At 53.4% G+C, this 25293-nt stretch carries 20 protein-coding genes and 2 pseudogenes; 11 read left to right on the top strand and 11 right to left on the bottom strand.

The window, feature by feature from the left end; all coding sequences use genetic code 11:
* Positions 1–47: 47 nt before the first annotated feature.
* The 4 genes from wzz(fepE) to fes all read right to left on the bottom strand — a co-directional run bounded on the left by wzz(fepE) (position 48) and on the right by fes (position 6778).
* On the bottom strand, positions 48–1184 hold the full coding sequence (wzz(fepE), locus tag ACLJTG_RS10525; protein WP_001139584.1) for an LPS O-antigen length regulator Wzz(fepE): 1137 nt from the start codon (positions 1182–1184) through the stop codon (positions 48–50).
* Between the two features lie 249 nt (positions 1185–1433).
* On the bottom strand, positions 1434–5318 hold the full coding sequence (gene entF / locus ACLJTG_RS10530) for an enterobactin non-ribosomal peptide synthetase EntF (protein WP_079951143.1): 3885 nt from the start codon (positions 5316–5318) through the stop codon (positions 1434–1436).
* Positions 5315–5533, bottom strand: coding sequence for an MbtH family protein (locus ACLJTG_RS10535; protein WP_000396012.1), 219 nt, complete (start codon positions 5531–5533; stop codon positions 5315–5317). The genes entF and ACLJTG_RS10535 overlap by 4 nt, the downstream gene beginning before the upstream one ends.
* Positions 5534–5563: 30 nt before the next feature.
* Entirely contained in the window at positions 5564–6778 is a 1215-nt protein-coding gene (gene fes, locus ACLJTG_RS10540) for an enterochelin esterase (RefSeq protein ID WP_064042988.1), read from the bottom strand.
* Positions 6779–6966: 188 nt separating this feature from the next.
* Between fes and ACLJTG_RS10545 the strand changes: the two genes are divergently transcribed.
* The 4 genes from ACLJTG_RS10545 to ACLJTG_RS10560 all read left to right on the top strand — a co-directional run bounded on the left by ACLJTG_RS10545 (position 6967) and on the right by ACLJTG_RS10560 (position 11417).
* Positions 6967–9222 (top strand): TonB-dependent siderophore receptor, encoded by a 2256-nt coding sequence (locus ACLJTG_RS10545; RefSeq protein WP_061376254.1) that lies wholly within the window; start codon positions 6967–6969, stop codon positions 9220–9222.
* 45 nt (positions 9223–9267) lie between these two features.
* Positions 9268–9972 carry an enterobactin synthase subunit EntD gene (gene entD / locus ACLJTG_RS10550; protein WP_079951144.1) on the top strand — a complete coding sequence of 235 codons (705 nt, stop codon included), beginning with the start codon at positions 9268–9270 and terminating at the stop codon, positions 9970–9972.
* A gap of 11 nt (positions 9973–9983) precedes the next feature.
* Positions 9984–11102, top strand: a complete 1119-nt coding sequence (locus ACLJTG_RS10555; RefSeq protein ID WP_001196917.1) for a YbdK family carboxylate-amine ligase — start codon at positions 9984–9986, stop codon at positions 11100–11102.
* A 66-nt stretch (positions 11103–11168) separates the two neighbouring features.
* On the top strand, positions 11169–11417 hold the full coding sequence (locus ACLJTG_RS10560) for a DUF1158 family protein (RefSeq protein WP_000682497.1): 249 nt from the start codon (positions 11169–11171) through the stop codon (positions 11415–11417).
* A 5-nt stretch (positions 11418–11422) separates the two neighbouring features.
* On the opposite strand, the gene ACLJTG_RS10565 is transcribed toward ACLJTG_RS10560, so the two are convergent.
* A complete protein-coding gene (locus ACLJTG_RS10565; RefSeq protein WP_000155633.1) occupies positions 11423–11764 on the bottom strand; it encodes a RamA family antibiotic efflux transcriptional regulator in 342 nt (113 codons plus the stop codon).
* Positions 11765–12052: 288 nt separating this feature from the next.
* Between ACLJTG_RS10565 and ACLJTG_RS10570 the strand changes: the two genes are divergently transcribed.
* The 3 genes from ACLJTG_RS10570 to nfsB all read left to right on the top strand — a co-directional run bounded on the left by ACLJTG_RS10570 (position 12053) and on the right by nfsB (position 13752).
* A complete protein-coding gene (locus tag ACLJTG_RS10570) occupies positions 12053–12634 on the top strand; it encodes a TetR/AcrR family transcriptional regulator (RefSeq protein ID WP_000113609.1) in 582 nt (193 codons plus the stop codon).
* Positions 12634–13002 carry an MmcQ/YjbR family DNA-binding protein gene (locus ACLJTG_RS10575; protein WP_000348999.1) on the top strand — a complete coding sequence of 123 codons (369 nt, stop codon included), beginning with the start codon at positions 12634–12636 and terminating at the stop codon, positions 13000–13002. The genes ACLJTG_RS10570 and ACLJTG_RS10575 overlap by 1 nt, the downstream gene beginning before the upstream one ends.
* Before the next feature lie 96 nt (positions 13003–13098).
* Positions 13099–13752: an oxygen-insensitive NAD(P)H nitroreductase gene (gene nfsB, locus ACLJTG_RS10580; protein WP_000355888.1), complete on the top strand. Its 654-nt coding sequence runs from the start codon at positions 13099–13101 to the stop codon at positions 13750–13752.
* 265 nt (positions 13753–14017) lie between these two features.
* Here nfsB and ACLJTG_RS10585 read toward each other — a convergent pair whose 3' ends face one another.
* The gene (locus ACLJTG_RS10585; protein ID WP_198898215.1) at positions 14018–15988 is read right to left on the bottom strand and encodes an autotransporter domain-containing protein; all 1971 of its coding nucleotides are present in this window, start codon (positions 15986–15988) and stop codon (positions 14018–14020) included.
* 310 nt (positions 15989–16298) lie between these two features.
* On the opposite strand from ACLJTG_RS10585, the gene ACLJTG_RS10590 reads away from it, so the two are divergent.
* Positions 16299–17546, top strand: coding sequence for a mechanosensitive ion channel family protein (locus tag ACLJTG_RS10590; protein ID WP_079951149.1), 1248 nt, complete (start codon positions 16299–16301; stop codon positions 17544–17546).
* Positions 17547–17587: 41 nt separating this feature from the next.
* Here ACLJTG_RS10590 and pheP read toward each other — a convergent pair whose 3' ends face one another.
* Positions 17588–18982: a phenylalanine transporter gene (gene pheP, locus ACLJTG_RS10595; RefSeq protein ID WP_000786288.1), complete on the bottom strand. Its 1395-nt coding sequence runs from the start codon at positions 18980–18982 to the stop codon at positions 17588–17590.
* A 325-nt stretch (positions 18983–19307) separates the two neighbouring features.
* Here pheP and ACLJTG_RS10600 point away from each other — a divergent pair, with 325 nt between their 5' ends.
* Positions 19308–20483 carry a DnaJ family molecular chaperone gene (locus ACLJTG_RS10600; protein WP_001033456.1) on the top strand — a complete coding sequence of 392 codons (1176 nt, stop codon included), beginning with the start codon at positions 19308–19310 and terminating at the stop codon, positions 20481–20483.
* 78 nt (positions 20484–20561) lie between these two features.
* Here the strand turns inward: ACLJTG_RS10600 and rclC are convergent, their stop codons facing one another.
* The 3 genes from rclC to rclA form a co-directional block, all read right to left on the bottom strand.
* Positions 20562–21122, bottom strand: coding sequence for a reactive chlorine resistance membrane protein RclC (rclC, locus tag ACLJTG_RS10605; protein WP_000362181.1), 561 nt, complete (start codon positions 21120–21122; stop codon positions 20562–20564).
* 12 nt (positions 21123–21134) lie between these two features.
* The gene (gene rclB / locus ACLJTG_RS10610) at positions 21135–21371 is read right to left on the bottom strand and encodes a reactive chlorine resistance periplasmic protein RclB (protein ID WP_000922170.1); all 237 of its coding nucleotides are present in this window, start codon (positions 21369–21371) and stop codon (positions 21135–21137) included.
* A 156-nt stretch (positions 21372–21527) separates the two neighbouring features.
* Positions 21528–22853, bottom strand: a complete 1326-nt coding sequence (rclA, locus tag ACLJTG_RS10615) for a reactive chlorine resistance oxidoreductase RclA (RefSeq protein ID WP_000195929.1) — start codon at positions 22851–22853, stop codon at positions 21528–21530.
* Between the two features lie 215 nt (positions 22854–23068).
* On the opposite strand from rclA, the gene rclR reads away from it, so the two are divergent.
* Positions 23069–23923, top strand: coding sequence for a reactive chlorine-specific transcriptional regulator RclR (gene rclR / locus ACLJTG_RS10620; protein ID WP_000339621.1), 855 nt, complete (start codon positions 23069–23071; stop codon positions 23921–23923).
* A gap of 17 nt (positions 23924–23940) precedes the next feature.
* On the opposite strand, the pseudogene ACLJTG_RS10625 reads toward rclR, so the two are convergent.
* Positions 23941–24165 (bottom strand): annotated as a pseudogene (locus tag ACLJTG_RS10625) (hypothetical protein); the annotation flags it as partial.
* Between the two features lie 3 nt (positions 24166–24168).
* Here ACLJTG_RS10625 and ACLJTG_RS10630 point away from each other — a divergent pair.
* Positions 24169–24543 (top strand): annotated as a pseudogene (locus tag ACLJTG_RS10630) (ATP-binding protein); the annotation flags it as partial.
* Positions 24544–25293 lie beyond the last annotated feature (750 nt).

Consider the following 25293-nt stretch of genomic DNA (forward strand, 5'->3'; position numbering starts at 1 on the left):
CACACAGATGACAAAGCCGGATATCGCTATCCGGCTTTTCGGGTAAATCAGACTAACCGTTCATCTATCGCCAGCGCGTTTTCCATTTTACGCGAGACCATCGCGTGACGCAGTAATACGCCGCCGCAGGCCATCATACCGCCAATCAACGCCGCCAGGATAATAATGATGGCTTTACCCGGGCCATCTTTTTTCACTGGCAGAGACGGCGACAGTTGATATTTAAACGGGGTAAACTTCACGTCACTCACATTCATTGCCGCCAGTTGTTCAACATGGTATTGACGGTTACGCAAATCACCGTCGATCTCGGCCACGTCCGTTACCCCTTTTTCAATTTCCAGTTTGCGGGAAATACCATCCGCGCCGAGAGAAATAGAAAAATCCGGATCATCTTTTACCGCCTGACCATTGCTGTAAACCGGTCTCTTAATACCGGCGGCGTTGGCGATTTCCAGCGAATAATGAAGACGTTGAATATTGGCATCAAGCTGATTTTTGAGACGCACCCGATCCATCGCCAGCTTTTCCTGCTCATAGCGGGTTTTGATTTCCAGCTGGTTACGAATATTTTCCAGCGTCTCTTTCACGACGATATCGGAGATGTACTGAATATAGCCAGCCAGCACTTTTTGCGCTTCTTCCCGCGTCGGCGCGGTAAAACTCAATGTCCACGACGTGAATAACGACGTTTCATTTTTCTTGCCGACATTACTGTCCACCGCTTTCATTTTTTCGCTCAGCAGGACAATCGCCCGGTGAAGATCCTGCTCGTCTATTTGCGCGCCTTTTAATTGATCCATGACATACGGAGAAGAACGAAGATATTCTTCCAGCAGCGAGGGCGAGCTAAACTTTTTAATAAACAGATTAAATACGCTGCCCCGATCAACGCTTACCTCCATATCCAACACGCGCAGCGCGGTCAACGTTCTCTCCAGCCCCTGCCACTGTACCGACTCCGCCGGTGTGACAATCGCCTGGCTGGTCCATTTTTGCGGCAGCAGAAAGGACAGAAGCAACCCCACGCACGCAAAGGCGAAAACGGTAGCAAGAATACGACGTTTCGCCTGCCATAACACCTCTATAAGGCTAAACAAATCGATTTCATGACTGTTGGCGGGCGGCAGTGAGTAACCTGCAAATGACTGATTTTTTTCTTGTTTTACATTAAGAGATGGCATGCCGTATGACCTGAAAACTTTATCCAATGAAAGAACACATTCCTGTCAGAGATTCTAACAGCAAGTCAGAATTATCCGAAACAATCTTTACGCGCCAGTGCCCGAAAAGCTAAATATTCGGAATTAAACTTGCCTGTAGCATGTATCACTTATGTTAAAAGAATTAATAGTTGCAATAAAAAACCCATAATAATTAGTCATTATTATGGGTTTCAGGATTTAATTTGTTAAAGGCAGAAACAACGCCCGTTATTTATTAATAAGTTCGCTGATGATGGGCCCGATAGTTTCAAAAGCGGAGGGAGAAATTATATCTACATGCGCGCACGGCTGGCGATAAATAGCCAAAGACGCTATCCACGGCGACCAGCTCTGTTCAGGCGATACGCCTTCCGGCACCGTTTTATCCGCCACAAAGAGCGTAGCATGTCCATCAAACGGTACGCTATGCGCCGTCGTCAGCAAACGGACAGCATCCGCATAATTGCCTTCAATGGCGGTAAATAAGGCGTCGGAGGCATTTCCCTGCTGAGCGGCGACAAACGCAGCGCGTTCACGTTCAATTTCCGCCAATACGTCCGGATTGAGGCCATTCGCCTCTTTTTCCCGCCAGTTTTGCGTTTCCGGCGGCCAGGTGTCCAGTAACCCCAAAAACGCCACCGTTTCGCCGCGCGCGCGCAACCGGGCGGCGATCCCTTGCGCCAGCGTCCCGCCCAGCGAATAGCCTAATAAATAATAAGGGCCATGCGGCTGCCGGGCGAGCAATGTCGCCAGATGATGTTCACATACCTCATCAAGAGTGGTTGCGGTTTGCATAGGGCCAGCGGGGCGCGGCGACTGAATCCCCATAATCGACCACGACGGGCTGAGATAGCGTGATAATACGCTAAATTGCCAGGCGAACCCCGACGCCGGATGGAAACAAAATAACGTTGGACCATCGCTATCACGCAGCGGCAACAGCGGCCCGAACCCCAGATTGCGCGAGCGTTCGTCATCGTCAGTATCGAGCAGCTTACTTAACTGCGCCACGTCAGACGCCACCATCACCTGCCCCGGCGTCACCTGACGGTTAAACGTCTGACTTAGCTGCGCGGCCAGTTTCATCGCCAGCAGCGAGTGTCCGCCCAGCGCAAAGAAATCACTTTCAACGTCGTTAATCTCACAGCCCAGCAGGCGGGAAAACGCCGCGGCGACAGCAATCTCCGTTGCGGACTGCGGCGCACGCCCTTTCACGCGCGGCGTCAGGTCCGGCAGCGGCAGGGCTTTGCGATCCAGCTTGCCATTAGCGCTAAGCGGCAAACCGGCAAGTTGCAACAACACAACCGGCACCATATGCGCGGGAAGTTTTTGGCGTAATTTTTCCTGCAGCGCCGGTAAATCCAGCGGCAAACCGGAGTGCGACACCAGATAGCCGACCAGTTGCCGGGCATCCCCGCCCGTCGCCGCCGCCTGATTAAAGACGCAGGCATGTGCTACCGCCTGTTCAACATCCGGCAGCGTTTGCATGACGCGGTCAATCTCGCCCAGTTCAATACGTTGCCCCCGAATTTTGAGCTGATCGTCGCTGCGCCCCAGGTACTCCACCGCGCCGGAATCCAGCCAGCGCGCCACATCTCCGGTACGGTACATCCGTTCGCCTGGCGCAAAAGGATCGGCGATAAAACGGCTGGCGGTAAGATCCGGACGCCCCAGATAGCCCTGCGCCAGTTGGATACCGGTAAGATAGAGATCGCCAGCCACGCCCGGCGGCACCGGCTGCATATGCGCATCGAGAATACGTAAACCGGTATTCCAGACGGGATAACCAATCGGGATGCTGTTGCCGTCAACAGCCGCCAGCTCATCGCCACAGGCCGGATACCAGCTCACATCCACCGCGGCCTCCGTTGGCCCGTACAGATTGTGTAGCGGCGCGTTGGTTAACGTCTCCCATTCGCGGCACAGCGCCGTCGGCAGGGCCTCGCCGCTACAGAAAACGCGCGTTAAGGAAGCGCAGCTTTTCCCCGCCGACGCTGGCGTGAGCGAGGCAATAAAGGCCGCCAGCATCGACGGCACAAAATGAGTGGTCGTGACGCCGTATTGCGCAAAGAACCGCTGCATCGCGAGCGGGTCGCGGTGCGCTTCCGGCTCGGCCATCACCAGTTTCGCCCCGGCGATAAACGGCCAGAAAAACTCCCATACTGAGACGTCAAAACTGCACGGCGTTTTTTGCGCTACTACATCATCCGCCGTCAACGGATAGTGAGCCTGCATCCACAGCAGCCGGTTGACTATCGCCGTTTGTCCCACCATCACCCCTTTCGGCCTGCCCGTCGAGCCAGAGGTGAAAATGATGTAAGCGGTATGATGCGGTAACGACAGCCCCAGCGGAGTGGCGTCACTGACCGGTAGCGGTTGGCTATAACACAAATATTCCATCCCCGGAATATCGTGAAAGCGCGCCAGCTGCGCCTGAGTCGTAATTAATAGTTTCGGCTGCGCATCTTCCAGCATCATTCGCAGCCGATCGTCAGGATAACCGGTATCCAGCGGCAGCCAGGCGGCGCCCGCCTCGACAATGCCATGCAGCGCTAAGGTCAGGAAAACCGACCGCGGCAACGCCACCGCCACGCTATCGCCAGGCTGAACGCCGCGTTCCCGCAGCGCGTACGCCAGCGCCACAACCTGTTCGCGCATTTCACGGTAGGTAAAGTGATAATGCGCATCTGCCAACGCGGAAGCCTCTGGCGTTTTTTGCGCCTGCTGCGCCACCAAATCGCTAAGCGTGGCGGCGGGAATCGTTACCGCCGTATTATTAAGGTGTGCTAATTGCGTTTGTTCTTCCGCCAGCAGCATTTGCGCATCGCCGCAGCGCAGCGCCGGGTTATCCGCAAACTGCGTGATAAGCGCCATCAATCGTAAGGCATGGCGGGAGAGCGTGGCATCATCGTAACGCTGTGCATTCGCCAGCAATTCAATATCCAGACCGCCGTTTTCATCCGGAAAAAGCGCCAGTTCAAGATCGTTAACCGGCCCCGTCGCCAGGGTATGGGTTTGCGCCTGTATGCCAGGAAGATCCAGATGATAATCAAACACTTTTATATTGAGCACCGGGCCAAATAGCGGCGTCTCCCCTGCGGCTCGCCCGCTATCGCGTACAATCTGTTCGGCGTCGTAACGCTGGTGGCGGCGCATCTTCTTTAACTGCGCCGCAAGACGCTTCGCCAGCGTTGGCAGATCTTCCGTCGCATGAAGGTTAATCGCCAGCGGCAACACGTTAAGGACAGGCCCGGTCGCCGTTAACGCCGCCGAACCCATCCGCCGCATAAAGATAAATCCGGCGGCATAATCCATACGCCCGCATAATCGTCCCAGCCACAACGTCACCAGCGCCAGGGCAAGATCCGCTCGCGGTATCTCAGGCATGTGCGCCGCCAGTTGGCGAAACGCCCCCGCCGGCGCGTTCAATTTCATACGTAGAATATCCGCGCTCGCCGACCGCCCCGGCAACGGCGCGGCAGACATTGACGCCGGCGGCGGCAGCTCGCGGCGCTGTTGCGCCCAGAAGGCGCCGTCACGCTGCCAGGCCTCGCTCTGGCGATAGCGCTGATATTCCTCGACCACATCCGCAAAGGGGGTAAAAGGCGACTCCGGCGTAGGAGCGTCGCTCTGCCAGGCGCGATAAATCGCCGCAATCTGGCGAGTTATCGCCGGGAAGCTAAAGCCATCCACCAGCAAATGGTGATAGCGCTGATACCAATACCAGCGGGTATCATCAATGCGGATTAACTGGTGAAACGCCAGCGGCTTACCGCTATCTGCGCGCAGGTTTTGCCGTAAATCCGCCTGCATTAACGCCAGCGCCGCGTGATGCGGATCGGGATGGTCGCGTAAATCGGCAATCGGGGGCTCGCCGAAGGTGTGCTCAGGATCTATCCATTGCCAGACCTCGCCGTTCTCTTCGGTAAAACGCATCCGTAGCGTATCCGCCTGTTGCATCCCTACCGCTACCGCTTTTGCCAGCAAGGCGGCATCCAGCTCGCCATTCAGTTCCACATAGTGCGCCACGCTCCAGGCGGAGGGTAAATCAGAGAGTTTTTCCGCCATCCAGATCCCCGGCTGAGCGGCGACTAACGGTAAACGCTGCGTCATTTCGCCTCCTGCTTATCGGCATAATGCGCCGGATTCAGTGTTGTCCAGCGCGTATTAAGCCACTGCTGGCACGCGTCCTGCGATTGCGGTTCGCATACCACGTCCCAGCCTGCGGGAAGCGTGCACGCCGCTGGCCAAAGGCTGAATTGACGCTGCGCATTTTGCAGGATGTAAAACTGTCCCTGCGGATTATCAAAGGGATTACTGAATTCCATACTCAACTCCTGTCATGGACATGTGCCCGGTTAAAGCGTGTCGATAAGCGGCTGCCAAAGCAGCATCAGCCCTTGCGTTAGCCCGCCGCGCCAGCAAAGCGCATCGTGTCCGCCGTCAACCTGACGCCAGAAAATGGACTGCTGCGAAGTATTCAGTTGGGCATAAAGCGCCTGATTCGCCTGAAACACGATCGGCTCACGCACGCCGGCTTCCAGTACGATACGCAGTCCGCGCGCACATAATGCGCCGGTTTTCAGCCGGGTAATGACTTCCCCCTCCGGCGGGGTGATGCGATGAGGCCACCAGAACGATCCTGACTGGCTTAGTACACAGCCAAAACGCGTCGGCCAGTTCAGGCCGGCATACAGCGCCGACAGGCCGCCAAAGCTCTGTCCGGCGACCACCGTTCGCCCGGCATCATCGCTAAAAGGCGTCACGGCTCTGACTTGCGGCAACAGTTCCTGCTGCACTGCCAGCCAGAAGTCGGCATTGCAGGTCAACTCCTGGCTGCGGTGGTGAGTATCAATCGCGTCAATCAGCAGATAGACGGCACCGGGAAGCAGGCGTTGATGAGTCAGCGAGGCAAGCGCGGGCCAGACGGGCATATTTTCCGCCCAGAATTGACCGTCCAGCAGAATAGCCAACGGTCTTTCCTCCGGCGCCTCGTCTCCGGTCGTCAATATCCATACGCGGCGGGAGTTACCCAGACGTGCGCTATGCCACTGCATCATCAAAGGCGGCGAGTACGGCGTTTCAGGACGATCCCATCCCGGCTGAAGGGGCGCATCCGGCATTTCCAGCGCTGAAACCGCATGACCACGTCCTCCCCGCCAGCTTTGCGAATTAAGCGGGTCGGCAATCGCCTGCGGTAATAGCTGTCGCCAGCCTTCACGCAGTGCGTTCCGATCGGGCGTTTCGCCCGGCGCAAAAGCGGCAAAAACGTCATCGCGTTCGGTAGGAATAAAACAGTAGCTGCCGCGCCAGTTAGCGCTAAGCGCCGTACTCCAGCGCCAGACATCCGTTCCGGCAATACGCGCCATCGTCTGAGGCTGCGCGTTTTGATGATGATCGGTTACGCCAGTGATGTAGACCCAGACACGCCGTATCGGGGAGTGTGTTTCGTTTCCCTGCGGGTCGCGCCACCAAAAAGTGACCCGATAATTTCCGTCTTTTTCCCGTATCCATTCCGGCCCGGTTTTCGTCCTCCACCAGGCCTCACTTCCCGTTGCCAGCGCCTCTTTCATTATAACCCTGTGTTTATTATGAATTTTGTATATAAAAGGTGAAATATATTGATAATATTATTGATAACTATTTGCATTTGCAATAGCGTATTGTCGCGCTATGGGACGCGCGAACACAATTTCACCACCCGGCCAATGCCTTTGACGGGCGCTTTGGCTTATGTGGCTAAAGAAAAGCAGGATATACAATGAACAAGAAGATTCATTCCCTGACCTTACTGGTCAATTTAGGGATTTACGGGGCCGCTCTGCCCGTGATGGCGGAAGAAAAAACCGATAGCGCTGCGCTCACCAATGAAGACACCATCGTGGTGACCGCTGCCCAGCAAAACCTACAGGCGCCAGGCGTATCCACCATCACCGCCGATGAGATCCGCAAAAATCCGCCCGCGCGCGACGTGTCAGAAATCATCCGCACCATGCCGGGCGTGAACCTGACCGGCAACTCCACCAGCGGTCAGCGCGGGAATAACCGCCAAATCGATATTCGCGGCATGGGGCCGGAAAACACCCTCATCCTGATAGACGGTAAACCCGTCACCAGCCGTAACTCGGTGCGCCTGGGCTGGCGCGGCGAACGCGATACCCGCGGCGATACCGCGTGGGTGCCGCCGGAGATGATCGAACGCATTGAAGTGCTGCGTGGCCCTGCCGCCGCACGCTACGGTAACGGCGCGGCGGGTGGCGTGGTCAATATCATTACCAAAAAAGGCGGTAGCGAGTGGCACGGTTCCTGGAATACCTATTTCAACGCGCCGGAACATAAAGACGAAGGCGCGACCAAACGCACTAACTTTAGCCTGAACGGCCCGCTGGGCGGGGATTTCAGCTTCCGTCTGTATGGCAACCTCGACAAAACGCAGGCGGATGCGCGTAATATTAACCAGGGGCATCAGTCTGAACGTACCGGGAGTTACGCCGACACGCTACCGGCAGGACGCGAGGGGGTCATTAACAAAGATATCAACGGTGTGGTTCGTTGGGATTTTGCTCCGCTTCAGTCTCTGGAGCTGGAGGCCGGTTACAGTCGCCAGGGCAACCTCTATGCCGGCGATACTCAGAACACCAATACGAACCAACTGGTGAAAGATAATTACGGAAAAGAGACGAACCGCCTCTATCGGCAGAACTACTCACTGACCTGGAACGGCGGCTGGAATAATGGCGTAACCACCAGTAACTGGGTGCAATACGAACATACCCGTAACTCCCGGATGCCGGAAGGCCTGGCAGGCGGCACCGAAGGAATTTTCGATCCCAAAGCATCGCAAAAATATGCCGATGCCGATTTGAATGACGTCACCCTACACAGCGAAGTGAGCCTTCCTTTCGATCTGCTGGTCAATCAAAACCTGACGCTGGGTACTGAATGGGCCCAACAGCGTATGAAAGACGAGCTCTCCAACTCGCAAACCTTTATGGGGGGAAATATCCCGGGTTACAGCAGTACCAATCGTAGCCCCTATTCAAAAGCGGAAATTTTCTCTCTGTTTGCTGAAAACAACATGGAACTGACCGACAGCACCATGCTGACGCCGGGGCTACGTTTCGATCATCACAGTATTGTGGGGGATAACTGGAGCCCGTCGCTGAACCTGTCGCAAGGTCTGGGGGATGACTTTACCCTGAAAATGGGGATCGCCCGCGCTTATAAAGCCCCGAGTCTGTACCAGACTAACCCAAACTATATTTTGTACAGTAAAGGTCAGGGTTGCTACGCGACTGGCGCGGGTACCGGCATCGGCTGCTATATGATGGGTAACGATGATCTGAAAGCCGAAACCAGCATCAATAAAGAGATCGGTCTGGAATTTAAACGCGATGGCTGGCTGGCCGGCGTCACCTGGTTCCGCAATGATTACCGCAATAAGATTGAAGCGGGTACGGTGCCGTTGCAGCGTATCAACAACGGCAAAACGGATGTTTATCAGTGGGAGAACGTGCCGAAAGCGGTCGTTGAAGGTCTGGAAGGCACGTTAAACGTACCGGTTAGCGACACCGTCAACTGGACGAATAACGTTACGTATATGCTGCAGAGTAAAAACAAAGAGACCGGCGAACGCCTGTCGATTATTCCACAGTACACGCTTAACTCAACCCTGAGCTGGCAGGTACGTCAGGACGTTTCTCTGCAATCGACCTTCACCTGGTACGGCAAACAAGAGCCGAAGAAATATGATTATCAGGGTAACCCCGTTACCGGAACAGATAAGCAAGCGGTCAGCCCATACAGTATTGTTGGCCTGAGCGCGACCTGGGACGTGACCAAAAATGTCAGCCTGACCGGTGGCGTGGATAACCTCTTTGACAAACGTCTGTGGCGTGAAGGTAACGCGCAAACCGTCAGGGATACGCAAACTGGCGCTTATATGGCGGGCGCTGGCGCGTACACCTATAACGAACCGGGGCGTACGTGGTATATGAGCATTAATACCCATTTCTGATGGCAACCTTCCCTCCCTCATTCGGGGAGGGAATTGGCAAAAACGATGCTGACATCTCATTTTCCCCTTCCCTTTGCCGGACACAGGCTGCATATCGTCGACTTTGATGCGAGCAGCTTTCACGAACACGACCTGCTATGGCTTCCTCATCACGATCGGCTCCGGTCTGCCGGACGCAAGCGTAAAGCTGAACATCTGGCAGGCCGCATCGCCGCCGTTCATGCGCTACGCGAGGTGGGCGTCAGGACAGTGCCCGGTATTGGCGACAAGCGACAGCCGCTATGGCCGGACGGCCTATTTGGCAGCATCAGCCACTGTGCGACAACGGCGCTGGCCGTCATATCCCGACAGCGTATTGGCATTGATATAGAAAAAATCATGAGTCAACACACGGCGACAGAGCTGGCGCCGTCCATTATTGATAGCGATGAGCGCCAAATTCTCCAGGCGAGCTCGCTCCCTTTTCCGCTTGCCCTGACGCTGGCTTTCTCCGCCAAGGAGAGCGTTTATAAAGCCTTTTCAGACCGCGTCACGCTCCCGGGATTCAATAGCGCAAAAGTTACCTCGCTTACTGCCACGCACATCTCGTTACATCTGCTGCCAGCCTTTGCCGCCACGATGGCTGAACGTACCGTCCGTACAGAATGGTTTCAACGTGACAATAGCGTTATTACTCTTGTTTCTGCAATAACGCGCGTTCCCCACGACAGGAGCGCTCCCGCTTCTATACTTAGCGCAATACCCCGATAAATGAGATCGCTATGGCGCTGAATGATTTTCACGTTTCTGAACCTTATACGCTTGGTATTGAGCTGGAGATGCAGGTGATCAATCCACCTGGCTACGATTTAAGCCAGGACTCTTCTACGCTGATCGACACCGTTAAGCCCCAACTTACTGCGGGAGAAATTAAGCACGATATCACCGAAAGTATGCTGGAGATGGCCACGGGCGTCTGCCGCGATATTGACCAGGCGGCGGCCCAACTTTCTGCCATGCAGCACGTTATTTTACAGGCGGCGTCGGAACACCATCTCGGCATTTGCGGCGGCGGTACGCACCCTTTTCAAAAATGGCAGCGTCAGGAGGTCTGTGATAATGAGCGCTATCAACGCACGCTGGAAAATTTCGGCTACTTAATTCAACAGGCGACGGTTTTCGGCCAGCATGTCCACGTCGGCTGCGCGAACGGCGACGATGCGATTTATCTTTTACACGGGCTGTCGCATTTTGTGCCGCACTTTATTGCGCTCTCCGCCGCGTCTCCCTATATGCAAGGATCTGACACCCGTTTTGCCTGCGCGCGCCTGAATATTTTTTCCGCTTTTCCCGATAACGGTCCCATGCCGTGGGTCAGTAACTGGCAAGAGTTTGCCGGACTATTTCGCCGTCTGTCTTACACCACGATGATCGACAGCATCAAAGATTTGCACTGGGATATCCGCCCCAGCCCGGCCTTTGGCACGGTAGAAGTTCGGGTGATGGATACGCCGCTCACCCTTGATCATGCCATCAATATGGCAGGGTTGATTCAGGCGACCGCGCACTGGCTGCTGACCGAGCGTCCCTTTAAACCGCAGGAACAAGACTATCTGTTATATAAATTCAACCGTTTTCAGGCTTGCCGCTATGGTCTGGAGGGCGTGCTAACCGATGCCTATACCGGCGACCGCCGTCGCCTGGCAGATGATACGCTGCGTCTGCTGGACAACGTTACCCCCTCTGCGCGCAAGCTGGGCGCCGACAGCGCCATTGACGCGCTACGTCTGCAGGTGAAAAAAGGCGGTAACGAAGCGCAATATATGCGGGAGTTTATTGCCGACGGCGGATCGCTGATAGGCCTGGTACAAAAACATTGTGAAATCTGGGCGGGACAATAGACAGCATATTTGCCTTACCAGGCGATATCCCGGACAATGGCGTTTTAACTTACGTTTAACAAAGCCATGAAACACCCGCTTGAATCATTGATGACCGCTGCCGGTATTTTGCTGATGGCGTTGCTCTCCAGCCTGCTGCTGCCCGCCCCTTCGCTCGGCCTTGCGCTGGCGCAAAAACTGGTCGGGATCTTTCATCTTATGGATCTCAACCAGCTTTATACTTTGTTGTTTTGTTTATGGTTTCTGTTGCTCGGCGCGCTGGAATATTATGTTATTCGCTTTATCTGGCGGCGCTGGTTTTCGCTGGCCGATTAAACATTTCAATGCGTACGGCCATGCTTTTCTTTACGATAAGCGCCTGGCGGCAGGTTGAACGTGCGGGTAAAAATGCGCGTAAAGGTTTGCTGCGAATCAAAACCATACTTGAGACAAATATCATACACCTTCTGGTCGGTGTCGCGCAGGTCGCGCGCCGCCAATTTTAGCTTCCGTTCACGCACGTAGCGCCCCAGACTCTCCCCTTTGTACTGCATAAAAAGGCGCTGCAGGTGCCACTTGGAATACCCCGCATGACGGGCAATATCATCAATACGTAACGGCTGATTCAAATTATCATCAATCCACTCGACAATCGTGTCGATAACCTGAGCGGAAATGGTCATCGTGCTCTCCCCTCTATCAAACTCGTCAGCGGCTCCCGCACCGCACATTTACGGCAACAGCAATAAGCATAGTAATAACCACACAAATTGTGAGACGGCTTATCGCATGGCCTGCAATAGGCTTTTCTACCACTTCATGCGGCAGCCCTTGATTATGAGTGAGTAAGCACTCATTATAGAAAGCAAAGATACGCCGTCAAGGTACTTTTCAAAGGTTGACATTCACCGTTGCGACGCGACAACGGGCATGATTCAATCATGTTTTTCCAGACATAAGGGTAACGTGTAGTGGCTCGTCCGAAGAGTGAAGACAAAAAACAAGCATTACTGGAAGCGGCAACCCAGGCGATAGCGCAATCCGGTATCGCCGCCTCAACGGCGGTGATTGCGCGTAACGCAGGTGTTGCAGAAGGAACATTGTTTCGCTATTTCGCGACCAAAGATGAGCTGATTAACACGTTGTATTTGCATTTAAAGCAGGATCTCTGCCAGTCAATGATAATGGAGCTGGATCGATCCATTACCGATGCCAAAATGATGACTCGTTTTATCTGGAACAGTTACATCAGTTGGGGTCTGAACCATCCCGCGCGCCATCGGGCGATCCGTCAACTGGCCGTCAGCGAAAAGCTCACCAAAGAGACGGAACAACGGGCCGACGATATGTTCCCCGAATTGCGCGATTTATGTCATCGTTCCGTTTTGATGGTATTTATGTCGGATGAGTACCGCGCCTTCGGCGACGGCCTTTTTCTGGCGCTGGCTGAAACAACAATGGATTTCGCCGCGCGCGATCCCGCTCGCGCTGGCGAATATATTGCGCTGGGATTCGAAGCCATGTGGCGCGCGCTGACTCGCGAGGAGCAATAATGGACGGTCAAACACTGCACGCCTGGGCAAAACGCTTTGCGCTGGAACTGCCTTTTACCGAACACTGCTGGCCTTTCGGCCCACAGTACGATGTGTTTAAAGTCGGCGGCAAAATATTCATGCTGTTCACTGAACATCACTGCCGTCCAGTGGTAAACCTGAAGTCGGATCCCCAAAAATCCCTGGTAAATCAACAAATTTACCCCAGCATTGCGCCAGGCTATCACATGAATAAGAAACACTGGATTTCAGTCTATGCGGGCGAGGATATCACCGTCTCGCTACTCAACGATTTGATAAATGACTCATGGAATCTGGTTGTAGACGGGCTGCCTAAAAGAGAGCAACTGCGCCTGCGACCGCGCTGATGCAATAACCGTTTCCGCATTTTCCTCCCTTATCTTTTTACCGATAACCCGGTACCCTGCTGATACAAAAGGGTACTAAACCAACCAGGAGCATTTATGGATATCGTTTCTGTCGCCTTACAGCGCTACTCCACTAAGGCGTTCGATCCCAGCAAAAAACTGACCGCCGAAGAAGCGGATAAAGTAAAAACACTACTACAGTACAGCCCCTCCAGCACCAATTCACAGCCGTGGCACTTTATTGTCGCCAGTACGGAAGAGGGCAAAGCGCGCGTAGCAAAATCCGCCGCCGGAAACTACACGTTCAACGAACGCAAAATGCTGGACGCCTCCCATGTCGTCGTGTTCTGCGCAAAAACCGCAATGGATGACGCATGGCTTGAGCGCGTCGTCGATCAGGAAGATGCCGATGGCCGTTTCGCTACGCCGGAAGCTAAAGCGGCAAATGATAAAGGTCGCCGCTTTTTCGCCGATATGCACCGCGTCTCGCTGAAAGATGACCACCAGTGGATGGCGAAACAGGTTTATCTGAACGTCGGCAACTTTCTGCTGGGCGTTGCCGCGATGGGTCTCGACGCCGTCCCCATTGAAGGTTTCGACGCCGAGGTGCTCGACGCTGAATTTGGTCTGAAAGAAAAAGGCTATACCAGTCTGGTCGTGGTGCCGGTCGGCCATCATAGCGTCGAGGATTTCAACGCCGGGCTGCCGAAATCACGTCTGCCGCTTGAAACCACACTGACGGAAGTCTAATCCCCTGCCTAAGCCGGACGCCCGTCCGGCTTTTTTCACCTTTCTGCCAGGTTCCCCAATGCTCAATGGCGCGAAGTGCCAGGTTTTACATCGCTAGTGTTAACTTCCTTTTTCAACCTATTGAAAATAAATAATATTTAAAACTGGCACGCCGTTTGCCATATCTGGATACCCCCTATCTGGATGAAGGAGAAAACGGCGTGACACCGGTTGCGCCTACGATGGCGATATTGTCACCACGGGTTTGGCCCTCCCTGGCGTGTCATCAAAATCGGGCGCTAAACCCAACGTTATAACGGGTTTGATTGCCATCGCTTAACCCTGCCGTTTGCGACAGCCCGGCGAAAGCGGACACAGTTGCCGACAGCGGAAAATCTGCGCCAATCGCGATATCAACCCAGTTTTTATCCTGCGTTTTTCCGTCGCGGCTAAACGTCAGCGCGGTCGATTTAAGGCCGCCGTTCGCCACATACGTATCATCGCCAAACTGACGGCGATAATTAATCTGCGCCCAGGAGTGAATGATGCTGTGGCGAAGATCCAGACGCCAGCCAGCGCCACCCACCTGCGAATGGGCGTTTTGGTCACCAAAACGCATTGATGTACTGGTATTGAGCTTCTCGCTATAGCCATTAACGTGGCTGTAATCCCATGCATATTGCAGCATCGGTCCGGTCGTTAACCACGGCATCATGACAAAATCATAACCACTGGTTAACCTCGCGCCCCACAGCTGCCCGTTGGTTTCGCCCTCTTCCACCCGTCTTAGCGCACCGAGCGTGATACTGCGCTGAATGTTACTGAATTTAGCGGACAGGTAGTGTAAATCGCTATCCAGCCACGCCTGACCGGCGCGTAAATGGCTGAATACGGCGGCCTGAAAACCGCGGGCGTCATAACGATAATTATCGTCAGGATGTTGCTTATCCAGAGAACCGGCTATCAGCCCTCCCAGCAGTACCTGCTCGTTAAGCTGATAATCGACGCCAACCGTCAGATTATTATGATTACCGTTCCCGTCGGCCTCATTATTATCATAACGTTGATATCCCCCGCTGTATCCACCGAACATGCCCAGTGAACCAACAGAATTTTCCCCCTGGCGAAGCTGCTGATAACGGCTGTCAAGCGTGGTACGACTGCCTTGCGCCATCGACTGAACGCTTTGGTTCAGGTATGTCGCCTGTACCGGCGCGGCAATGATCGACTGGATATATTGCGCAATAATGGTATGGACCTGCGGACCGGGATGTAAATGATCGGCAAACAGATAGTCCTGCGACGCATTAAATCCAGGCATTGCCGAGGAGCACGCTGAAGCGGATACGCCCGGCGGGCAGGCCATACCTACGGTATTTGTCAGACCAAACGCCTGCGGGTTGGCAAGAATTTCCTTAAAGAGGCCGTTGATATCGGCACGGGCTATATTGCCGCCGTGTTGCTCCAGCCCCTTCTCTTCCATCTGATTATAGTAATCGGTCAGAGCTGACGCCTGCCCTGCCGCCTTTTCATAGCCCGCCAGCAGTTGCTCAACGAGCAGTTGCTGAATAAACGGATTGCTACTTACCGTTGCAGCCGCCGCCAGCAACGCCTTGCGGATCGCCTGTTGCCGACTGGCGAAATCGGGCGTAGCTCCCTCCGCCAGCGCATCTAACGCCGCTTTTAGCGCCGGGGGCGCCGCTGCGCCCAGCCCGGCGGTGATTACCGCCTCCAGAAGCATTGGCGTCGCACTAATATCCGGTACGTTTGGCACCACGACCAGCCCGGCGCCGGCATCCAGTAACAGCCCTACCTGCGCCGCCGCGCTAGTGGCGCTATTACCGGCTATTTGCTGTGCCATGGTTGGTTGCGCGATGGCCGCCGCCAGATCGTTTCCGCCGACCCAGTGAATATACAAACCGTTGTGGTCGGCTTTTCCCCCCGTTTTGGCAAGCCACTGCCGTACCTGATCGGCGGTATTATCCTGCGGGTTTAATTCCGGGGTCGCCGTCGCGCCGCCGGCGGCATAATTAGAGCCGCCATTGCTGGAAGGGCTTAATGCCAGCCCATATAGTTCGGCCAACTGTTCGTCGTAGAGCTTATTTTGACCACTATCCCAGGTCCAGCGACCGTTATTTCCGGTATCGCTAAGGCTATCGCCGATCACCGTAAGAGAGTCAAACGCACAGGCAGATAATGGCGCGGCCAGCGCCAGCGAGAGTATGCCGTATTTTAGCAGGGTACGCTTTTGGGTCATCCGATGTTCCTTAATGTTATTGTTGATAGGTACGACGGTGCTAATCATTATCCGACAGAGATATTGCAATCGTTTTAAACATTCTGGTTAAAAAGTTTTCATTCATTGTTGACGGACTGGCGCCTGTTCAAAAAGAGGGAACCGCGTAAAATAACGACGTTTATAGGGCGCTGGTTAAAATATAGCGTATGGATAACCCCAGAAGCGCTTTTACCCGTCTGTTGCTGATTATGCCTGAAGCGCGAGCGTCCTGATTTGCATAAATGCCATTCAGCAGTCATCATAGGCTGCTGTTTATAAAGGAGAGATTATGCAGGAATTGATATCCCGGGTAGAAGATTTAGCGGGAATTGAAATGAATCACACCACGTCGCTGGTGGTGATATTTGGTATTATTTTTCTGACAGCAGTTGTCGTGCATATTATTTTGCACTGGATAGTACTGCGCGCTTTCGAAAAACGTGCCAACGCCAGTTCCCGCCTGTGGCTGCAAATTATTACCCAGAATAAATTATTCCATCGGCTGGCTTTTACGCTGCAAGGCATCATTGTCAATATTCAGGCCGCGCTCTGGCTACAAAAAGGCAGTGAGGCTGCGGATATCCTGACGACCTGCGCGCAGTTATGGATTATGACCTACGCCCTGCTGTCGTTATTTTCTCTGCTGGACGTGATTTTCAATCTATCGCAAAAATGGCCCGCCGCCTCTCAGTTGCCGCTAAAAGGAATATTTCAGGGCATTAAGCTCATCGGCGCAATTATCGTCGGCATTCTGATGATCTCACTGCTGATTGGCCAGTCACCAGCAATTTTAATCAGCGGGCTTGGCGCGATGGCCGCGGTATTAATGCTGGTCTTTAAAGACCCGATTCTTGGCCTGGTTGCCGGTATACAGCTTTCCGCCAACGATATGCTCAAACTGGGCGACTGGCTGGAGATGCCAAAATATGGCGCAGATGGCGCGGTCATTGATATTGGCTTAACCACGGTAAAAGTACGCAACTGGGATAATACCATCACCACCATTCCCACCTGGTCGCTGGTTTCCGACTCGTTCAAAAACTGGAGCGGCATGTCTGCGTCCGGCGGACGCCGGATTAAACGCAGCATTAATATTGACGCGACCAGTATCCATTTTCTGGATGATGATGAAAAACAGCGGCTGTTAACCGCGCAACTGTTAAAGCCGTATCTTACCAGCCGTCATCAGGAAATCGATGAATGGAATAAACAACTGGATGCGCCGGAATCAGCCTTAAATCACCGCCGAATGACCAATATCGGGACATTTCGCGCCTATCTGAACGAATATTTACGCCACCATCCGCGCATCCGTAAAGACATGACGCTGATGGTACGCCAACTGGCGCCTGACGATCATGGTTTGCCGATAGAGATCTACGCCTTTACCAATACCGTCGTGTGGCTGGAATATGAGAGCATCCAGGCCGATATTTTCGACCATATTTTTGCCGTGGTGGAAGAGTTCGGCTTGCGTATTCATCAGACGCCGACCGGCAGCGATATTCGCGCGCTGTCAGGGACATTGCGCCATTAATGGATTGCCCGATCGCATGAGCATGGGATCGGGCAAAAAAGTTAATGAGCCTTACGGCGCAAAACTGTAAACGCGATAAACAGGAATACAATCCATACCGGCAGCAAAATCGCCGACAATCGCATATCGTCCATCGTACACATTAACACCAGGATCAGCGCCAGAAACGCAATGCACAAATAGTTTCCGGCGGGATAGAACAGCGCCTTAAATTGCGTCTCGCGCCCTTTACGACGCATCGCCGCGCGAAAACGTAAATGCGCGAGACAGATCATTATCCAGTTTAGCAATAGCGTCGCGACAACCAGCGCCATCAACAGGCTAAACGCTTTTTGCGGCAACAGATAGTTGATCAGCACCACCAGCGAGGTAATCGCTCCGGAAAGTATCAGCGAGTTCACCGGTACGCCGCGATGGCTGACGCGGGTTAAAAATTTCGGCGCGTTGCCTTGTACGGACAGGCCGAACAGCATTCGGCTATTCGAATAAACGCCGCTGTTATATACCGAAAGCGACGCGACCAGAATAACGAAATTCAGCGCCGAAGCCACCACATTACTGTCCAGGTTATGGAAGATCATCACAAAAGGGCTGCTATTGGATTTCACCTCTACCCACGGATAGAGCGCCAGCAACACCACCAGCGAACCGATGTAGAACAGCAAAATACGGTATACCACCTGATTCACCGCTTTCGGGATGCTTTTTTGCGGATCGCGCGCTTCCGCCGCAGTAATGCCGATCAGCTCCAGTCCGCCAAAAGAAAACATAATCACCGCCAGCGACAGAAGCAAACCATGCCAACCGGTAGCGAAGAAACCGTTATAACGCCAGAGGTTATCAATGCTGGCATGTTCGCCGCCGTGGCCGGAGAACAGCAGCCACAGACCAAAACCTATCATGCCGATAATCGCCAGCACTTTAATCAGCGCGAACCAGAATTCCGTTTCGCCATACAGACGAACGTTCACCAGATTCACGGCATTAATGATAATAAAAAACGCCGCCGCCCATACCCATGTTGGTACGTCAGGCAGCCAGTACTGCATATAGATGCCCGCCGCGGTCAACTCCGCCATCCCGACCAGCACAAACATGACCCAATAGTTCCAGCCCGACAAAAAGCCCGCAAACGGCCCCCAATATTTCCAGGCGAAGTGGGCAAACGATCCGGAAACCGGCTCTTCCACGACCATTTCACCCAACTGGCGCATAATGAGAAAAGCGATAATCCCGGCAACGCCATAGCCCAACAAAACAGCCGGCCCCGCCATTTGAATCGCCGGGCCGATGCCCAGAAACAGTCCGGTGCCAATGGCGCCGCCCAGCGCAATTAGCTGAATATGGCGGTTTTGCAACCCCCGCTGAAGCGTCGGTTCATTCTTCGACGCGGCATCCGACACGCTGGCGCCGGATGCAGTTGACGCGTTTTTCACGTCCTACCCCTGTATCGTTTTTATTGAGGGGCACCTTTTAACATTTCGCTCTCGCTGCCGCAAGGCGCAATCGTTTGTCAAGGCTCAACTCCGGACGTTAACGTTATCGTGTAAAAAAAGATGTCGCGGGGAGTAAAAAGAAAAGAGTGCGCGCCGATATAGAACGTTACGGGTGACAGACGCCGAGTATAAAATATGTGAATAACTCTGGACGAAAAGTACGACACCCTACAGAATACATTTAGTATTTTTTCAGTATTTTCAAAAAGGTGAATCAGACCTGGTATCTGTTATCCGTTTTTGAGCCACGCCAGGCATCAACGTCATGAATAAGATCATCAAACGTTTAGAGATCATCAAAAGCGCCATCGAACTTGAGGACGAAGAGATTATCCGTCAGCAGCTCATCTACCTGAAAAATGAGCCGCAGGATGCCGTAATCAGCGCGATTGCCCAGGCGATTGAAGCTCGTCGATTCAGTGACGCCATGCAAGAGATCGCCGCCTGGCTACAGGCTCAACGGGCGCTCTCGACGTGGCAAGATCCCTCTATTGCCGCCAGTAAGCTGGAGCTGAAAGCGCTTGAAGCCCAACTTCGCGATCTGATTGACAAACGAAATGCGCGGGTACAAATCCTCGACGATTTCAACGACCTCTATCATCTGCGTCTCGGGCCGTTGATGAGCCGTATTCTGGAGTTGCGTAAACAGCTCGCGGTGAGTATGCAGCGTAAGCAAGAAGCCGAAATAAAACGCCGGGAAAAGGATTATCAATCCTGCCTGCAATTTATTTCCCAGGCCGTGGATCAACTGGCAACGCTAAAACAGCAGTGGACAGGATTGAATGCCGCCTCGCGCGAAGCGGTGGGCATCCGTCAGCGAATCCAGCAGCAGACGGAGTTAATCACCGCGTTGCTGGCGGAAATTCGCGAGCTGGAAGCAGATTTTTCCCATCAGGACGACAGCGCATTCCGCCAGGCGCAGGAAAATGCGGAACAGGACTATCACCAGTACCGGGAGCAGCAGCAGGAAGCGCAATTCCGCTACGCCCGCGATCAACGTTTGTCGGCTGACGAACGCAGTGAATTAAAACGTTTGTGGCGTCAGGCCAGCCGCCTGTGTCACCCGGATGTGGTCGCCGATGAATTAAAAGAAAAAGCGCACCAGATGATGGTACAACTTAATCAGGCGCGGCAGAATGCCGATCTGGCGGCAATTCGCGCGTTATTGACGCAGCTGCAAAGCGGTCTGGAACCGATGATGGCAAGCGACAGGCTCAATAACCTGGAACATCTGCGCCATAAAATACGCCAGCTCCGCACGCAAATCGACGCGCTGTTGAAAGAGATAACGCAGCTGGAAACGGAAAACGCCTGGCGGCTCGCCTCTTCCGTTGCGGATAAGGAAGCCTATTTCTCCGAGCAGGAACGGGCGCTAACCGAAATTCGCAATACGCTGGAGGCGCAGGTTCAACAGGTGGAACAGGAACTTCTGGCAGGGTAGTCCATCATTCATCAACACATTGTCGGATGGCGCAAGCGCCACCCGACGAATCGCGGCATAAAGAGGGTAAGAGGGTCGCTACTGGCGCTGTAAAAGTAACGAACGGGCGGAGTCCGCCATGATCATCACCGCCCCTGCCAGCATTAACGTATCTTTTAATACCAGCCGCCCGGCGCCCGATAAATACGGGAAACCATAATGCGCATCGCCCAGCGGCATAACCCAGGCCTCCGGCGTGGTGATTAAAAACGACAGCGTGACAAATGGCGTCAGGAATGCCAGCACGCCGCCCGCCAGCCCTAACCAGCGGCTGACAGGGTTAGCCAGTACCAGCACCGCGATAATCAATTCCACCACGCCCAGACCATCCGAAAACGCATACGTATTATTGGCCGTTTGCCAGGCGCGCTCCTCCGGTTTTAGTTCGCCCTCATGCGTCAGATGCTGACGATATTCTTCAGGATGTTCATAGAAAAAAGACATAAACGGGCTGTTCGCCACAAACGGGGTAATACTGTCTGCCTCATAGGGCACAAATTTTAGTAGTCCAATCCAGATAAAAACGATGGCGATACTCAGGCGAATTAATGTTAATCCAAGCCGATCCCCCTGACTTAACAGACGAAGATATTTATCCATCTCAGGCTCTCCTTATTTATATAATATCGCAGTGGCGTAACCCGTATTATCAATACGCATTGACGTAATTTTCCATGACGACGCCTGTTTACTTTGCGCCAGTCTGGCAATAGCGTCTTCAAGCATTGACGGCGTTGCTGACACCGCAGAAACGCTGATATATTCAACGTCAGTTAGCGGCTGGGCGGAGGCGGAAAACGCCAGCGGCGCAGCCAATAATGAAGCAATAAGCGTGGTAACTTTTAACATCGAGATTTCCAGTCGTGGGTTATTTCAATGGTGTTATAATACGTTATGCCTGGCTAAAGCCTTTTCTTTCAGACGCCAGCATATTTGTCCTGGCGTATTTTTATGGTCTGACAGGCAAAAAAAAGCCCTGATTAACAGGGCTACATTATTTATGTTTTACTTAATGAGAGAGAAGAGATCGTTTAAAGACTCACTCATTGTAGGATGGGTAAATATCTGGTCGCGTAACACCGTATAAGGTAAATCTGCATCCATAACGGTTTTAACGATATTAATCATTTCATGAGAATCGACGCATAACAATGACACCCCTACAATACGCTGCGTATTCACGTCCACTACCGCTTTTAGTACGCCACGAGTATCGTTCATAACACGGGCGCGAGGGATCGCCGCCACCGGTAATGTCACCACCTGCACCGTTGCGCCGCTTGCCCGCGCTTGTTCTTCCGTCAGCCCGACACGAGAGAGCGGCGGCGTCATAAAGACGGAATACGGAACGTTCTGGCGATCGCGGGTACTGCGTTTGCCATCTCCCAATAACCCGTCGCGTACAATACGAAAATCATCCAGTGAAATATAGGTAAACTGCAACCCACCGGTAACATCGCCCATCGCCCAGATATTGTCCGCCGTGGTACGCAGGTAATCATCCACGATGATCCCGCCGCGTTCGTTCACCGCCACACCGGCGTTCTGCAACTGTAAGCCAGCCGTCGCCGGTTTTCGCCCCGACGCCACCAGCAGGGCATCCACAAGATGCGCGCCTTCCGGCGTTTCTACTTGTACCGCGCCCTCCTTTGAGGATACGGCCTGTACGTTGGCGTTTAAAATCAGCTCGACGCCCTTTTCCTGTAAAATACGGGTAATTGCCTGCGCGATATCCCGATCTTCACGAGGCAGGAATTGCGGCGCTGCTTCAAAGATAGTGACCTTCGTACCAAAGTTGGCGAACATTGAGGCAAATTCAAGGCCAATATAACCACCGCCTAAAATCCCCAGCCGCGCCGGACGCTGGCTCAGGCTGAGTAGCCCGGTGCTATCGAACACCCCTGCCGTCGTTGTTAAGCCCGTAATAGCCGGGATCACCGACTCTGCGCCAGTATTAATAAAGATCTTTTCTCCCCGTAACACCCGCTCGCCGTCCGCCTGAAATACCCGTAAGGTATGGTTATCAATAAACTCCGCCCTTCCCTCAATCACATCGACATTGTCCAGGTCGGCAAGATTATGAAAATTTTTGTCGCGTAAAAAATTTACGACCGCCGCTTTGCGTTGCATGGCGACTGAAAAATCGCCCTCACGTTCCGCGTCATGCACCAGCGTTTTCGTTGGAATACAGCCAATGTTGATGCAGGTTCCGCCGAACATACTGGCGGACTGTTCGATAATCGCCACGCGCCATCCCGTCTTCGCCAGAGTTGCCGCCAACGTTTTTCCTGCCTTGCCAAAACCAATAATGAGCGCCTGATACTGTGTCATCTTCTTTCTCCGCCAAATCACCATCTGTTTGTCAGGACAAGTATAAATAACGTCAAAAAAGACAGGGTTATCCGTAACGCGCCAATTTTTGTCTTATCGTCTAAATTAGCGGTTAGCAAAAACAAGAGTAGAAATGACATTGAGTCAGAAATATAGTGAACAGAGACAGAAATGGTGATCCCTATTTTTGAAAATAAATCTGTTCTGGAGTCTATATGGATGCGCTTAGTCGGCTATTGACGCTTAACGCCCCTCAGGGCTCAATCGACAAGAATTGCCCGTTAGGCGGCGACTGGCAGTTGCCGCACGCCGCTGGCGAACTATCGGTGATTCGCTGGCATACCGTTACGCAGGGCGAAGCGCAACTGGAAATGCCTACCGGCGACGCCATGACGCTTACGCCGGGAAAGGTGGTGATTCTGCCGCAAAACTCCGCCCACCGTTTGCGCCAGTCTGGCGAAGCACCGACACATATCGTGTGCGGTAGTCTACGTCTGCACACGACGTCACGTTATTTCCTTACCGCGTTGCCGGAAGTGTTATGTCTTGCCCCGCCGCCGCATAGCCCCGCCAGTATCTGGCTTAACGCCGCCATTTTGCTGTTACAGCAGGAGTCAGAACACCATTTACCCGGCGCTGATGTCTTATACAGTCAGCAGTGCGCCACGCTGTTTACCCTCGCCGTTCGCGACTGGCTATCGCAGGCTGGCACGGCGAAAAGCGTGCTCAATTTATTGCTGCATCCCCGGCTGGGCCGCGTGATCCTTCACATGCTGGAAACACCGGCGCATCCCTGGACGGTCGAAACGCTGGCGCAACGGGTACACATGTCGCGGGCGAGTTTCGCCCAGCTATTTCGCGACGTGTCCGCTACAACGCCCTTAGCCGTGTTAACAACGCTGCGCCTGCAAATCGCCGCCCAGACCCTGTCGCGTGAAGCGCTGCCGGTGATGGTGATTGCCGAGTCGGTAGGTTATGCGAGCGAATCTTCTTTTCACAAAGCTTTTGTCCGTGAATTCGGTTGTACACCAGGCGAGTACCGCAAACGGGTCAACGCGCTCGGACGATAAACGTGTGCCGCAAGGCGACGATGCCTGCGCAGCCACATCAGCTTGTAGGCTGCCGGAATGATGAACAGCGACAGCAACGGCGCGGTAATACGGCTCATCACCTCAGAACCCGCGCCGGTCCCCCATAAAACAGGTAGCAAACCGGCGATAATCACCGCTACCGTCATGGCTTTTGGCCGCCCCCGGAGCACCGCCCCGTGGTAGAGCGCCTCATTGAGTGTTTCTGCCGAAAAGGTGTTGGGAGCTTGCGCTTTGAAGGCCGCGCCTGCTGAATCACCGGCGATCCCATCATGCTGCGCAGAGCGATCAGTAATTTACTCTCTAATGCGATGCGCTATACGCCGCCAGGTAAAACCATTACTCTTCGGATAAAAGAAGCGGACGACCAGATACATATTATTGTTGAAAACCCCGGTACGCCAATCGCGCCGGAACATTTGCCGCGCCTTTTCGATCGTTTTTATCGGGTTGATCCCTCCCGCCAGCGTAAAGGGGAAGGCAGCGGTATAGGCCTGGCAATTGTAAAATCCATCGTCATTGCGCATCAGGGAAAAGTTTCTGTCACCTCCGATACGCGCGCTACTCGTTTTATTTTGACATTACCCAAACACCTCCGTTGAACTGTAGCGATAGTGAAAGGCGCTATCGCTAACCAGCAAAATAATCTGACATCATCGTCATTATCCCGTCACGCGCCAGACTCAACGACTGTTTTATTATTTCTCTTATTAACCCACACCGGAGAAATAAGATGAATAAGTTTACATCCCTTTTAGCTGTCGTTTTTTTATTTCAGCTGGCGTAAAAGTCGCAGAGAAAATGGAATCCCGCCAATTATCCGCCACCGCGCATGAGATGATGAATAACGGTGACGCCTTCGCGCACCAGCAAATGGCTTAGACACAGAAAACCAGCGCCCCGACTCCTGTGGAAAATGCGACACCCTTTTCTGAAATGGACGACTATGAAAAAGCAATGGTCATCCATCAATCGATGAATAATGCCCATTCTTTCGCCCATGAGATCCAGGCTGAGGAGCACCATAAACAGATTAAACACAATTAGTTATTTGCATATTAGCGTCACGTACTGCGGATGGCACAACGTCGCCCCCGCAGAAGCTTACGGATTAACATAATTTTGAGAGGTTAAATGGCGCGCCCTGCAGGATTCGAACCTGCGACCCACGGCTTAGATGTTCCTGGAACTACCTGAGCTAACAACAAGTTATCCCATTACTACGGCGCTCACACTCGCCCCATCCTCGAAAAACATGCAAAGCCTTGCAAACCAATGCAAAGCTTTGTGTGTCCCGTTTTTGTCCCAAACTACTTAGCAATCAGCAATACCTATTGATCGGTAACAACGAT

Source organism: Salmonella sp. SAL00672 (assembly GCF_046552175.1).
Taxonomy (GTDB): Bacteria; Pseudomonadota; Gammaproteobacteria; order Enterobacterales; family Enterobacteriaceae; genus Salmonella; species Salmonella enterica.